Consider the following 13495-nt stretch of genomic DNA (forward strand, 5'->3'; position numbering starts at 1 on the left):
ACACCTTTCCCGCTTCTAACGCGGCCCGCGGTTCTTGAACTTGTCCAGCTGCGCCAGCACCGTGGCCACCGCCTGGAACAGGGCTTCGGGGATCATCTCCCCCACGTCAGCATCCTTATACAATGCCCGTGCCAGGGGCTTGTTCTCCCGGATGGGGATGTTGTGCTCCCGGGCCACTTCCTTGATCTTCTGGGCCATGTTGTCCGCGCCCATGGCCAGCACGATGGGGGCCGGGGCCAGCAGGGGGTTGTACTGCAGGGCCACGGCGATGTGGGTGGGGTTGGTGATGACCACGTCTGCCTTGGGCACGTTTTTGAGCATGCGCTTGCCCATGACCGCGAACATCTTCTGCTTCTGCTTCTGCTTGATCTCCGGGTCGCCTTCGACGTTGCGCCGTTCGTCCTTGACCTCGTTCTTGGTCATCTTGAGGTTCTCTTCGTAGTCCCAGCGGGTGTACCAGAGGTCCGCGGCGGCGATGAGGACCATGGGGACCATGGTGTACCAGAGCATGGTCATGCAGTTGGCGAGGATATACGAGGCCAGCCCCTGGGCGTTGGTATAGAAGAGGGGCATGAAGTTGCCGAACTCGTGCTTGAGCACCAGGTAGGGGGCCACGCCGATGGCGGCGGCCTGGGCTATCTGCTTGCCCAGGCGGACGAATGTCTTGGGGTCGATCAGGAGCTTCTTGATGCCCCCCATGATGTTGAACATCCTGCCCCAGCTGAAGTTGTGCCAGGGCAGCACCCAGAGCTTGCCCACCTGCAGGCGCAGCACCAGCCAGGACGTCCCCGCCAGGATGACCAGCGTTGGCAGGAGCATCTTGGCCATGCGCCAGGTTATGTCCGTGAGCAGATTGTTGACGGTGGTGGTGGTGATGCTGACGGTCATCCCGGAGCTTAAGAACCAGCGGAAGATTTCGCGCAGCTCCCGGTCGTAGGTGTCGATGGAGTAGCGCACGGCCAGCATGCCCGCCAGCAGGACCGCCAGCTTGGTCAGTTCACCGCTCTTGGGGACCGACCCCTTCTTGCGCGCGTCGCTGCGCCGTTTGCCGGTGGCTTTTTCTGTTCTTCCCGGTTCCCTCTCGGCCATGTCCGTCTCCTCAGTGGGGCCTGTTCATCACCGCGGTGAACATGGGGCCAAGGTCCGTGATGTAGTCGCCCACGAAGTGGGACAGGGCGGTGAGGGTGAGGGTCATGAACAGGAACCCGACGCCGACCTTGAAGGGGAAGCCGATCTGGATGACGTTCATCTGCGGGGCCGCGCGGGAGACCAGGGCCAGGGCCAGGTCCACCATGAAGAGCGAGGCCACCACGGGGGCGCTGATCTTAAGCGCCAGGATGAACATCTCCCCCGAGAACTTGAGCACCGAATCGGCCAGGGCCGGAGTGATGAAGAGCCCGCCCGGGGGCACCAGCCGGAAGCTCTCGGCCAGTCCCGAGAGCAGGAACAGGTGGCCGTTCATGGAGAGGAACATCAGGATGGTGCACTGGTACATGAGCTGGGCGGTGACGGATTCGGACGTGCCGGTCATGGGGTCCAGGACGTTCATCATGGCGAACCCCATGGAGAATCCCACCATGTGCCCGCCGAACATGACCGCCGAGAAGAGGAAGCGGATGATGATGTCCAGCACCAGTCCCAGCACCATCTCCCCGAGAAACATCACGATGAGGCCCAAGACGTTCATGGGCAGCATGTCCCCGGGGAAGGAGAGCTTGGGCCAGATGGCCAGGGAGAGCACCAGGCAGAACGCGCCCTTGACCGGGTTGGGGATGTTGCCCGCCCCGAAGAAGGGCAGCAGAAACACCACGATGCTCACCCGCATGAAGGTCAGGAAGAAGCTGAAGAAGTGCGAGGCCTGGATGTTGAAGAGCTCCATGCCGGGCGTGTTAGCAAATCCCGGGCCAGGCGAGGCGGAGCGCGAACGGAGTCGAATGGCGGAGACAGCCGCTTAGGGCAGGTACTTGCGGGGATCGACGGGCACGCCGTGCAGGCGCACTTCATAGTGCAGGTGCGGCCCGGTGGAGCGCCCCTCCTGGCCCACCGCGCCGATGGGGTCCCCCCGGTCCAGCCTGTCGCCGGTCTTGGCGTCCAGGCGCTGCATGTGGGAGAACGTGGTCACGTAGCCGCCGCCGTGGTCCAGCATGGCGGCCTGGCTGCCCTCGGCGTCCACCCCGGCGAAGAGGATCACCCCGGGGGCGGGGGCGCGCACCGGAGACCCGGCCGGAGCCATGATGTCCACGCCTTTGTGGAATTCCTCCTGGCCCGCGAACGGCGAGAGGCGCACGCCGAACTCCGACGAGACAACGCCCCGCACCGGCCAGGCGTCCGGAGCCGCCCCCATGGGCGACGGGCCCTGGGCCAGCATGTTCGTCAGCGACTGCGCATCGGCCATGACCATGCGCACCGGCCGATTCAGCGCCCGGACGTAGGCCGCCCGGATCTCCATCCGCGTGAGCAGGGCCTGCTGGGCGGGCTTCTGGTCCGCTCCGTCGCCCACGCCCTGGGCCGCGTTCCTGGCTTCCTTGTCCAGGCGGATCATCTCCCTGAGCTGTGCGTCCCCTTGGCGCAGGCGGTCCACGCCCTCCTCGGCCTCGTGGGTCTTGGCGGCTATGCGCTCCAGGGCCTGGGTGCGCATGGAGGCCGACTTGAGGCTGTCCTCGAGTTCCTCCTCGAGACTTGGGCGCGCCAGGGTGGCCATGAGCCACCAGACGTTGCCGGCCAGCACCAGGCACATGAGGACCAGCACGGCCCGGACGAGCCGCATCTTGGGACGCACGGGCTTGTAGATGTTGCCCAGGTCCTTGAAGATTTCGAATCTGGATGAGTCTGGCATGGGTTATCCGCCCGGAGCGTCCGCAGGACCAGGGGCGGCGCGAGGCTAGGGCCGGGCCAGCCCGGTGTCAAGCTGCCAGCGGGTGAGCGCCCCGAAGGCGTTGGCCTTGAAGCGCCTGTCCTTGGCGAACATCTCCTTGAGCCAGCCCTCGAAGTCCGAGCGGCGGGTATTGCCGGCCGACGGACAGGGGTTGGACCAGATGGGCAGCCCCCACTGCCGGGCCGCGCGCTTGATGTGGTCCTTCTCCACCGTGATGAGCGGGCGGATCATCCGGAGCTTGCCCCCGAAGAAGGGCTCCGAGGCCGAGAGCCCCTGCACCCTGCCCGTCTGGAAGAGGTTCATGAAGAAGGTGGTCACCAGGTCGTCGGCGTTGTGGCCGATGGCCAGGTGGGTCAGCCCGTACTGTTCGCACAGCTGGAAGAGGCGCGTGCGCCGGAGCATGGCGCAGTAGAAGCAGGCCGACGCCTTGCGGTTCTCGGGGGAGTGGGCTTTGGGTCCATGGTCCGTCACCTCGGAGTGCAGGGCCACGCCCTTCTCGGCGCACCACTCCACCAGCGGGGCGTGGGAGGCGGGATCGAAGCCCGGATTGACGTGCAGGGCCAGCACGTCGAACTTGAAGGGCACGATGCGTTGCCGCAGGCGCAGGACGTTCAGCATCACGAAGCTGTCCACTCCGCCGGAAACGGCCACGCCCACCTTGGCCCCGGGAGAGAGCATCTCCAGCTGGCGCATGATCTTGCCTGCCTGGCCCACGCAGAATTTCTGGGCGTAGCTGGATTTTTCTTCACGGACGCGTTTGAAGGACATGGGGGAACCTCGGAGGACGGATATGGCGGGCAGCGCCGTGTACCCGGCCGGGGGCGCGATGGCAAGCGCCTACGAACAGGCCCCGGCCCGCAGCTTGCGCCGGGTGACGGCCTCGGCGTGGCGGCGGTAGTCGTCCTCGGTCTCCAGCAGCAGCGGCGGGGCGGGGGTGGGGCTGCCGCTGGTGTCCAGGGCCACGAAGGTGAGGTAGGCCGAGGCCGTGTGGCGCACTTGGCCGGAGAACAGGTTCTCCGACTCCACCCGCACCCCGATCTCCATGGAGGTTCGCCCGACGAAGTTCACCTGGGCCCTGAACGTCACCAGCTCCCCCACGCGCGAGGGGGCCAGGAAGCTCACCTGGTCGATGGCCACGGTGACGGCGTTGCAGCGGCAATGGCGCATGGCGGCCATGGCCGCCGCCGCGTCGATGTGCTTGAGGATCACCCCGCCGTGGATGGACCCGTAGGGGTTGGCGTCCTGGGGCAGCATGGCCATGGAGAGTTCGGTGCGGCTTGCGGAAGCGCCCTTGCCAAGTCTGATCGGCTCGTCCATACGGAGGGCTCCGGACGCGTCGCCGGATTTCCGGCAGACGCGCGGTTTGCCGCCGGGCGCTCTCCCACGTCGGGAGCCTCGGCGGAATATCGACCCTAATCCAGGCCCGGGGGCGCATGCAATCCCGGCCGGCATCAAATCTTTCGAGGAGGAATGGAGGATGGACCAGGCCGAGAGCTGTCCCGAGTGCGTCCTTTTCCGCGAGGACGGAGCATGGCGGGCGTCGCTTGCCGTGGACCTGCCCGACCGGCCCGGAACCCTGGCCGACATGGCCGAGCTCACGGCCGAGAGCGGGGGCAACATCGAGCGCCTGCTCTACGACCGGGGCCGCCATCCCAACCGGGTGGAAGTGTCCTTCACCTGCCTGAGCGCCGCCCGTGCGGGCACGGTGCTCGACGCCATGGACGCCCGCGGGCTTCTGGCCCCCCCGCCGCAGCAGGGGGCGGAGCCGCAGATCATAACCGACGTGGCCGGGGTCCTGAGCTTCAAGGTGGCCCTGGAGAACCGCCCTGGGGCGCTGGCCACCCTGGCGGGGCGCTTCAAGGCGTTCGGGGCCAACGTCATCCACATGCGCTACGACATCGCCTCCGATCCGGAGATGGCCGAAGTGTCGGTGTCCACCAGCGGGGCGCGCCAGGTATCGGACCTCCTTGGCGACCTCACCCGGGCGGGCTACCACTACCACGTGCTCTGGCGCGGCGGGGAGGACGCCGACGTGGACGAGGCCCTGGGCCTCTCCGGCGTGGAGGCGTTCCTGTTCAAGCTCAGGCACGTGCTGCCGCCCGAGCGCATGAACACCCTGGAGGAACTCTTCAGCACCTCCCAGGCCGTGCGCCAGGCCCTGGACGAGTTCCGCCACGCCTCGGGGGCCACGGGCGAAACTCTGGCCGCCTCCGAGGTATTCACCAACATCCTGCGGCTGGCGGCCATGGCCGTGGGCACCACGGGCGAGCGCTTCACCTTGCGCCTGACCGGCCCGGTGCGCCTGACCCCGGGCGTGGTCATGTACATGCTGGCCTGCCCCGAGGGGGCCAACAGCTACCTCCTCTGCCACGACGACCGGTTCAGCATGCTGGACACCAACTTCGGGGTCTACTTCGACGACGTGGCCGCCTGGCTGGGAGCGCACGGGTTCGACCCCTCGCGCATCCGCACGGTGCTGGCCACCCATCCTGACGCGGACCACGCGGGCTGGGCCGGACGCCTGCAGGCCCTGTACGGGGCCAGGGTGCTCATGCACCCGGACGGAGCGCGGGTCTTCGCCGAGGAGGACCGCACCCTGGGCCGGGGGCCGCTGGCGGGCATCAACCGGCCCTTCACCCGGCTCGTGGGCAGGCTTTCGGGGCTGACCGCGCCGGATCATATCGACGCCTTCGAGCCCGCCACGGGCGAGTTCGGCGGATTCCCCGTGATCGGCAAGACGGCGGTAGGCGACCTGGAGCTTCTGGCCCTGGAGAGCCTGGGCGGCCACGCCGCCGGGCAGGTGTTCTACTTCAACCCCGGGCTCGGGATTCTCTTCTCGGGCGACTACCTGCTGGACGCGGCCAGCCTGTCGCCCCGCGAGCGCGAGGCCCTGTCCGTGCACAAGTCGCTGCTCACCAGCACCAACGCCGATTCGGCGCTTTTCAGCCAGGAAATGGGCATGCTGCGCGAGCTCATGCTGCACACCGAGGCCGGGATGAAGAAAAAAGGCGGCCGCGCCAGGGTGTTCCCCGGCCACGGCGACTTCTACGCGGTGGATCAGGCCGGGTGGTGACGCCCGATACGAGGGGTGGAATATATGGTGGTAAGAGTTCCGTGGTGTCGATTTTTCATTTGTTATTTCGTTTTAATTTTGCAATAATCGGTGCATCACTCGAATATTTTGAGAGGTGGAGGGATAGTAATGCTGGATCAAAAGACAAGGAAGTTATTGTATTTTGATATGACGATCACGTCGTTACCTGAAGATGGAGATTTTGATGCTTTTACCTTTTCCGAGACGCTTGAGGTTTTATTGAAGTAATTTAAGGATGGTGAAACGTTTAAGTATCTTAAAAAGCGGACTGCAGCTATGCGCATTAGGGATTTTATTGTTGATGAAGATGGTGGTGCAGTAACGCTCCTAATAAATTATTCTGATAAAAATGTTAGCAATCCTGTCTTTGAAAATCTGGAGACAGGCGACTTGAGAGAAGAGCCTAAGCTTGCTGGTGAGGGTGTAGCTGTTTCTGTGCACTTGGTCATCTCGATGAGTGATAGTAAGTCTGGAGGGAATCTCGCAGTTTTAGAGTGTATTCCTGGTGTTGGTCGAGGGTTAATTGGGCCGTTCATTAATTATTTGCTTCGGAAAGGAAGCAATTATACTTTTAAGAATGAAAATGGTGTAGATCAAAAATGCAGGCCGAAAGTTTATTTTGAAGCTCTTGCGTCACAAGAATTAAAAGACGATTTAGACAACGGTGCTTTAAAGGAATTTCAACTGGTAAAATATAAGAAAGCGATCAAAGACTTTGATCAAGATGATGAAATTGAACCTCTGTCCTCGACCGTGGCTTTGTCGGTTAAGAAGGCATTTAAAAGTGATGCAGCGTTTTCATTGATGGATAGAATTAGGAAAAAAGGGAAGAAGGAAGGGTATTCAGAGATTCGTGTACGTCTTAAAAATAAGTGGGGGAAAGAGAGGACCATTAGTTTTGGTGTGAGTAAAAATGATGCACAAAGCATTGCTTACGGAAAATATGATTTTGTTTCAACAGCTGAGGTGATTAAGCAGTGTACGCATGAAATTCATGGTGAATTGAATAAAAAGATGAAAAAAATGTTGATGAAGGAAGTTAGTAGGGAAGGTGAGTCATGAAGACCGTGTTTTCAAGATTGTTTAGAGTTGTTGATTATTTGCGTGTGACTCACGAATCCAAATATAAATATGATTTTGTCGCTCCGCTAGTGTTGGCAATCGTTATGGTGGCATTATATGTAATATTACCTGCAAAGCCAAAATTGGTAGGTGCGGACGGGTTGATTGTAAAGATTAATGGTCTCCTTCAAATCTTGCCAGGATTTTATATCGCAGCATTGGCTGCAATTTCTACGTTCAACAAGAGTAACATGGATGAGCCGATGACGGGTACGCCGCCGAGGCTTGTGACGCATTATAGAAACAAGCCTGAGCAATTGTCGAGAAGGCGGTTTTTGTGCTTGATGTTTGGGTATCTTTCGGCGTTGTCAATTATCATTTGTGGGTTGAGTTCTGTCGTTGATGTAGGCGTTAATAATTTAAAAATTTTCATTCTGGATGAGAATGTTTTTGCATATGTTAAGTTAGTATTTATGTTTATATTTTCATTTATGATTTCAAATTTGTTTGTTACTACATTTCTTGGGCTGTATTATTTGTCTGATAGAATTCATAGGGAAAAGCGAGAAAAAACGAATTATAATAACAATGCTGAATAGTTTGGATTGTGCATTTGTTATGTGTGTATGATTGGACAAGGTTTGCTTACGCCTTGAATGGCGGCCAGCGCGTCGCACCGGAGCTGCCTGAGCATCTCCCCTGACGCCTCGCCCAGGTCCTTCTTGTCGTCCGGCAGCCTGACCTTGAGGATCACGCGTAGGTCGCGCCGGGCCTGGCGCAGGGTGTCCTCGTCCGCCTGGCGCTTGTCGGCTGCGGCCAGCCGGAACATGCGCGCGGTGAGCTTCTTGGCCTCCAGGCGCACGAGCAGGTCCACCTTGGTGCCAGGGCGCAGTTCGGCGTAGCGGCCAGCGAGCATGTGCTCGGCCGAGGCGGCCATGCCCGCCTCCATGAAGACCCGCGGTTGGCGAAGGCGAAGGGCCAACTCCCGGGCAGGCGCGACGCCGGTCCTGTCGTGCCCGTGGTGGGCGGGCCACTCCTCGCGGGGAGTAGTCGCCTTGCCCAGGTCGTGGGCCAGGGCCATCCAGGCGAGCAGGGCGTCTCCTGCCAGCCGGTCCATCACCTCGCAGGCGTGGTCGAACACGTCCTTGTCGTGGTAGGCGGGAGGCCCGGCAGGCACCCCCACGCAGGCCGCCAGCTCCTCGAACCAGGGCAGGAGGCAGTCCGCCTTCGCCAAAAGAGTGAAAAAGCGAGACGGCACCGGCGCGCAAAGGGCCTTGGACACCTCACGCCCCACGCGTTCGGCCGCGTGGCCGGCCAGAAGCCCCTGTTGGGCTGCGCTGCGCATCTGGTCCAGAAGCTCTGGGCTAGGAGAAAAGTCCGGGAACTGGGCCGCGAAGCGCGCCGCCCGGAAGACCCGCACCGGGTCGTCGGTGAGCGAGGTGGGCGAACAGGGGCGCAGGATTTTCGCTTGGAGGTCGTGCAGGGCCTGGGGGTGGGCGCGCAGGAGCCCCTTCTCGTCCAGGGCCATGGCGTTCACGGTCAGGTCGCGCAGTTCCAGGTCGCGTTCGAGCGAGCCGCCGCGCGGCCAAGCATATTCGCTCCCGTCCAGGATAACCACCGGAAATGACTTGCCGACAAGGCGGGCCGTGGGATACCGCCCAAGAAACGAAGCGTGGTCGGCGTGGTCGACGAGGTAATCGCGGTCGGTGACGGTCCTTCCGAGCAGGAGGTCGCGCACCGCGCCGCCAACCAGGTATATTTCCATGGAGGGTTCCGATCCGTGACGGAGCTTCAGGGTCCCCGTATTCCGGGACCGGGCGTGCTCCTGTGGGCGCAGGGGCGTGAGGAGCTGGCCGATCCGTTGTTTCCCGAAAAACTGGCGGATTGCCACCCGGGGTGGGCAGAGGATGCGCGTGCTTTCGCGCCTTGGCAAGAGGTTTTGGTTCCGTGGTGTTCGGCCTGCGCCCAGGAGTCCTGGTGGCTTTCGAGCGAGAAGGTCAGGGGCAGGATAGTCGTGTGCGGGCCATGCTCGTCCTGCCTGGACGTGGCCCGGCCCATGGCCGAGAACAAGCTTTTGGATCCGTGGGATTCCGTGCTGGCGGTATCACAGTGGTCGGGGCGCGGGCAGCTCCGGCGCGGCTGGGATTCCCCGCCCGGCAACCTGTACGCGGCCCTGGTGCTGCCGCAGCCTCCCCGCGAATACGACAGCCTGCTGCCCTTGATCCTGGGGTACTGCATGGCCGGATTCCTGCTCGGCAGGAAGGTTCCCGCGCGCATCAAGTGGCCCAACGACATCCTGGCCGGCGGGGTGAAGGTGGGCGGCATGCTGGTGGAGGAGCGCAGGGGCACTGTGCTTGCCGGCATCGGGCTCAACCTGGTGAGCTCGCCGCCGCTGGCCATGCTGCGCGAGGACCACGCCGTGCCTGCCGGATACCTCAAGGCCTGCGGATTGAACGCCACCCCCCTGGGGTTGTGGCGCGATCTTGTGGATTTTGTGAAAATCTGTTACGAAACGACTCTTACCCAAGGCACACCCCACAACGTAACGTCCTTGATCGAGCCCCATCTTGAATGGCTGGGCCAAGACGTGCTGGTCCGCGAGGGCGGTGAGACCCCCTGGCGGGCCCGGATCATAGGGCTCGCCCCGGACGGGGCGCTTAGGGTTAAGCCCGCTGGCGTGGCGGGCGAACGGCTTCTCACCTCCGGCAGCATCTGGCGGGCTCCCGAGGGCCCGCTCAAGAATCCAGGTTAGGTACATCCCCATGGGCGTTAAGAGCTTTCAGGACGTTCTCAAGGAAATCCAGGGCAAGAAGATACTTGTCGCCAACCGCGGTATAACCGCCAGGCGCGTGCTGCGCTCCATCCGCGAGCGCTTCCAGGCCGTGCCGGTTCTCACCGCCACCAAAGTGGACATGACCTCCCCGTCGGTGGCCGGCGCCCACGAGCTGATCCTGCTCGGCGAGGATCCCAGGGCCTACCTCGACCTGGACCTCATCATCCGCGAGGCCAAGGCCAAGCGCATCGCGGCCATCCACCCGGGCTGGGGCTTCGCCTCCGAGGACCACACCTTCCCGGCCAAGTGCGCCGAGGCGGGCATCGTTTTCGTCGGCCCCACCTCCGAGGCCATGAACCTGCTGGGCAACAAGGTGGCCGTGCGCAACGTGGCCAAGGAGCTCGGCATCCCCGTGGTGCCCGGTTCCGAGTCGGCCGTGAGCGTGCCCGAGGCGCGCGAGATCGCAAGCCAGATCACCTTCCCCATCATGCTCAAGGCCGAGGGCGGCGGCGGCGGACGCGGCATCTACGTGGTGCATGAGCCCAAGCAGCTGGAGGAGGCCTTCTCCAAGGCGTCCGCCCTGGCCCAGGCCAGCTTCGGCAACCCGCGCCTCTACGTGGAGAAGTACCTGCGCAGCGTGCGCCACATCGAGATTCAGGTCATCGCCGACAAGCACGGCAACGTCCTGGCCCTGGACGAGCGCGACTGCACCGTGCAGCGCAACCACCAGAAGCTCGTGGAGATCACCCCTTCCCCCTGGAAGGGCATGACCCCCGAACTGCGCGAGCAGTTGAAGGATTGGTCGGAGAAGCTCATCAAGCACGTGGGCTACTACTCGCTGGCCACCGTGGAATTCCTGGTGGAGCCCGACGGCACCCCGTATCTCATCGAGGTGAACACGCGCCTTCAGGTGGAGCACGGCATCACCGAATGCCGCTACGGCATCGACCTGGTCGAGGAGCAGATCGCCGTGGCCTTCGGGGCCAAGCTGCGCTACACCAAGAACAACACCAAGCCCACCAACTGGGCCCTGCAGGTGCGCATCAACTGCGAGGATCCCCGCCAGGGATTCACGCCCAACGCCGGGCTCATCACCCGCTACATCTCCCCCGGCGGCCCGGGCGTCCGTCTCGACTCCTGCATCTCCGCCGGCTACGAATTCCCCTCGCAGTACGACTCGGCCGGCGCGCTGCTCATGACTTACGCCCGCACCTGGGAAAAGGTGGTGGGCATCATGGACCGGGCCCTGCGCGAGTACATCGTGGGCGGGGTCAAGACCACCATCCCCTTCCACCTGCAGGTGATGAACAACGCCCGCTTCCGCTCGGGCGACTACGACACCAACTTCATCGCCACCGCGCCCGAACTGCTCGAATACCGCGACGTGGAGCCCGAGGCTTTCCGCCTGGCGCGCCTCACCTCGGAAATCTCCGCCAAGGGCTACAACACCCACGTGCAGCTGGGCGAGTACCGGGGACGCCAGGACAAGCGTCTGGGCCGCTTCATCCCGGCCATGCCTTTGCTTGACCACAAGTCCTGGAATGCCCCGTATCCGCGGGGCGACCGCCAGGCGCTCCTGGACCAGATCCGCGACTCGGGCATCGTGCACTTCGTGGACACCACCACCCGCGACATCACCCAGTCCAACTCGGGCAACCGCTTCCGTCTGGCCGAGGATGCCCTCATAGGCCCCTACCTGGACAACTGTGGCTTCCTGTCGCTTGAGAACGGCGGGGGCGCGCACTTCCACGTGGCCATGATGGCCAACATGACCTACCCCTTCACCGAAGGGGAGCAGTGGAACTGCTTCGCCCCCAAGACCTGCAAGCAGATCCTCATCCGTTCCACCAACGTGCTCGGCTACAAGCCCCAGCCCAAGAACGTCATGCGCCTGACCGGCGAGATGATCTGCGAGCACTACGACATCATCCGCTGCTTCGACTTCCTGAACCATATCGAGAACATGCTGCCCTTCGCCGAAGTGGCGCTCAACTCCAAGGGCAACATCTTCCAGCCCGCCATCTCGCTCTCCTGGGCCAAGGGCTTCGACGTGCACCACTACATGGGCGTGCTCGAGGACATCCTGGAGTGCTGCGGCAAGGTGGCCGGGCTCTCCAAGCGCAAGGTCACCAAGATCATCACCCTGGGCCTCAAGGACATGGCCGGCGTGTGCCCGCCGCGCTTCATCTCCTCGCTGGTAACGGCCATCCGCGAGAAATACCCGGACTTGGTGGTGGACTACCACCGCCACTACACCGACGGCCTGTTCGTCCCCGCCGTGGGCGCGGCGGCCAAGGCCGGAGCGCACATCGTGGACACGGCCATCGGGGCCTCCGTGCGCTGGTACGGCCAGGGCGAGGTGCTCTCCACGGCCGCCTACCTCGAAGACGAGCTGGGCCTCAAGACCAGCCTCAACAAGGACATGATCCGCACCTGCGGCTTTGTGCTCAAGCAGATCATGCCCTACTACGACAAGTACACCGCCCCCTACTTCCAGGGCATCGACTACGACGTGGTGGAGCACGGCATGCCTGGCGGCGCCACCAGCTCCAGCCAGGAGGGCGCGCTCAAGCAGGGCTACATCCACCTGCTCCCGTACATGCTCAAGTTCCTGGCGGGCACGCGGCGCATCGTGCGCTACCATGACGTGACCCCCGGCTCGCAGATCACCTGGAACACGGCCTTCCTGGCCGTCACCGGGGCCTACAAGCGTGGCGGCGAGCGCGCCGTGCGCGACATGCTGGAAGTGCTCGACGCCACCAGCCAGCATCCCGACGAGTGCATCACCCAGGCCTGCAAGGCCGACCGGCTCATGCTCTACGCCGACGCCAACGACGCCTTCCGCCAGCTGCTGCTGGGCAAGTACGGAAAGCTTCCCCTGGGCTGGCCGGCCGACTGGGTTTACGAGTCCGCCTTCGGCTCCGACTGGAAGACCGCCATCGAGCAGCGCACCATGGAATCCCCGCTCGTTTCGCTCAAGGACGTGGACCTGACCGGCGAGTTCGAAGCCCTGGAGAAACGCCTGCAGCGCCAGCCTTCCGGCGAAGAGTTCGTGATGTACCTGAACCATCCCGGCGACGCGCTCAAGACCATCGAGTTCCGCACCAAATACGGCGACCCCAACCGCCTGCCCCTGGATGTGTGGTTCGAGGGCCTGGAGCCCGGCCAGGAGATGTTCTTCGAGGACTCCCGCGGCAAGCCCCACACATTCACCTTGCTGGACATCTCCGCCCCGGACCACCAGGGCATGAGCGTGGTCCGCTACGTGTTGGACTCGGAGATCCTGTCCCACCAGGTCAAGGTGGCCGAGGCCCTGGGCGGCCGCGAGGCCCAGGCCGTGGAGATGGCCGACCCGTCCAATCCGTACCATATCGCGGCCCCGTGCAACGGCGACCTGTGGGTCATGCACGTGAGCCCCGGCGACTTCCTCAAGCCCGGCCAGGAGGTGTTCAACATCTCCGTGATGAAGCAGGAGAAGTCCGTCTTCTCCCAGGTCGAGGGAGTGGTGAAGCGGGTGATCAAGAACGCCGACTACTTCGAGGACAAGAAGATGGTTCCGGTGAAGGAAGGCGAACTGCTCGTGGAGCTCATGCCCGTGAGCAAGGTCTGTCCCGGCTGCAAGGCCCCCCTGGCCGCCGAGGACTTCCAGTACTGCCCCTGGTGCGGGCACGGTATGGAATACGCGGATTAA

General features: G+C 63.1%; 11 protein-coding genes. 5 read left to right on the forward strand and 6 right to left on the reverse strand.

Annotated elements, in window-relative coordinates; all coding sequences use genetic code 11:
• Positions 1-15: 15 nt before the first annotated feature.
• The 5 genes from flhB to ML540_RS06090 form a co-directional block, all read right to left on the reverse strand.
• Entirely contained in the window at positions 16-1089 is a 1074-nt protein-coding gene (gene flhB / locus ML540_RS06070; RefSeq protein WP_243359328.1) for a flagellar type III secretion system protein FlhB, read from the reverse strand.
• A gap of 10 nt (positions 1090-1099) precedes the next feature.
• On the reverse strand, positions 1100-1879 hold the full coding sequence (gene fliR / locus ML540_RS06075) for a flagellar biosynthetic protein FliR (protein ID WP_243359329.1): 780 nt from the start codon (positions 1877-1879) through the stop codon (positions 1100-1102).
• A 72-nt stretch (positions 1880-1951) separates the two neighbouring features.
• Positions 1952-2836, reverse strand: coding sequence for a M23 family metallopeptidase (locus ML540_RS06080; RefSeq protein ID WP_243359331.1), 885 nt, complete (start codon positions 2834-2836; stop codon positions 1952-1954).
• 45 nt (positions 2837-2881) lie between these two features.
• Positions 2882-3643, reverse strand: a complete 762-nt coding sequence (locus ML540_RS06085; protein ID WP_243359333.1) for a tRNA lysidine(34) synthetase — start codon at positions 3641-3643, stop codon at positions 2882-2884.
• A gap of 69 nt (positions 3644-3712) precedes the next feature.
• Positions 3713-4192 (reverse strand): acyl-CoA thioesterase, encoded by a 480-nt coding sequence (locus ML540_RS06090; RefSeq protein WP_243359334.1) that lies wholly within the window; start codon positions 4190-4192, stop codon positions 3713-3715.
• Between the two features lie 160 nt (positions 4193-4352).
• Here ML540_RS06090 and ML540_RS06095 point away from each other — a divergent pair, with 160 nt between their 5' ends.
• The 3 genes from ML540_RS06095 (at position 4353) to ML540_RS06105 (ending at position 7630) form a co-directional block, all read left to right on the forward strand.
• Positions 4353-5948, forward strand: a complete 1596-nt coding sequence (locus ML540_RS06095) for an MBL fold metallo-hydrolase (RefSeq protein ID WP_243359338.1) — start codon at positions 4353-4355, stop codon at positions 5946-5948.
• 297 nt (positions 5949-6245) lie between these two features.
• Entirely contained in the window at positions 6246-7031 is a 786-nt protein-coding gene (locus tag ML540_RS06100) for a hypothetical protein (protein ID WP_243359339.1), read from the forward strand.
• Positions 7028-7630, forward strand: a complete 603-nt coding sequence (locus ML540_RS06105; protein ID WP_243359343.1) for a hypothetical protein — start codon at positions 7028-7030, stop codon at positions 7628-7630. The genes ML540_RS06100 and ML540_RS06105 overlap by 4 nt, the downstream gene beginning before the upstream one ends.
• Positions 7631-7647: 17 nt before the next feature.
• Here the strand turns inward: ML540_RS06105 and ML540_RS06110 are convergent, their stop codons facing one another.
• A complete protein-coding gene (locus ML540_RS06110) occupies positions 7648-8796 on the reverse strand; it encodes a tRNA nucleotidyltransferase/poly(A) polymerase-related protein (RefSeq protein WP_243359344.1) in 1149 nt (382 codons plus the stop codon).
• A gap of 15 nt (positions 8797-8811) precedes the next feature.
• Here ML540_RS06110 and ML540_RS06115 point away from each other — a divergent pair, with 15 nt between their 5' ends.
• On the forward strand, positions 8812-9783 hold the full coding sequence (locus ML540_RS06115) for a biotin--[acetyl-CoA-carboxylase] ligase (protein ID WP_243359345.1): 972 nt from the start codon (positions 8812-8814) through the stop codon (positions 9781-9783).
• Between the two features lie 10 nt (positions 9784-9793).
• Positions 9794-13495, forward strand: coding sequence for a pyruvate carboxylase (locus ML540_RS06120; protein WP_243359348.1), 3702 nt, complete (start codon positions 9794-9796; stop codon positions 13493-13495).

This window comes from Fundidesulfovibrio terrae, assembly GCF_022808915.1.
GTDB classification, from domain to species: domain Bacteria; phylum Desulfobacterota; class Desulfovibrionia; order Desulfovibrionales; family Desulfovibrionaceae; genus Fundidesulfovibrio; species Fundidesulfovibrio terrae.